The sequence below is a fragment of the Dellaglioa sp. CoH-57-MRSF-20 genome (assembly GCF_056781955.1).
Genome location: NZ_JBXAXV010000176.1, coordinates 1 through 357, shown reverse-complemented (window position 1 = coordinate 357; position 357 = coordinate 1). Strand labels below are relative to the sequence as shown.

Here is a 357-nt window from a genome sequence, read left to right as displayed (position 1 = left end):
GCAGCTTCGGTGGCCGCACGCGAAAGCAGCCGTTACAAGAGTGCAGCGTATAAGCAAGCGAAGAAAGTTCAACGTGCTGCTGTGCGTTCGGGTCCAGAATTTCGAGAATTTAATCGGCTTGATGTGGCTGTGCGTCGCGCTGAGCAGGCTGGTAAAGATACGTCCGCGCTGATAGAGCAGCGCGAGCGCGCCAGAGCCGCGTGGAAGGCTGCGAAACAGCCTAGTAAATAACGCGTATTACATACAGGAGTCCAAAAATGAGTGACGAACTAAATCCGGGGCGCGCAGCGTTCCCGCCGTTCATACCAGAATCACCAACACGATTCGCGCAGCCTGCGGACCCGACGCCGACCCGGC

At 57.4% G+C, this 357-nt stretch carries 1 protein-coding gene; it reads left to right on the top strand.

Annotated elements, in window-relative coordinates:
* Nucleotides 1-231, top strand: a 231-nt coding sequence (locus AC1RPN_RS08665) for a hypothetical protein (RefSeq protein WP_481763787.1), incomplete at its 5' end; no start/stop codon positions are given.
* Between the last annotated feature and the right edge of the window lie 126 nt (nt 232-357).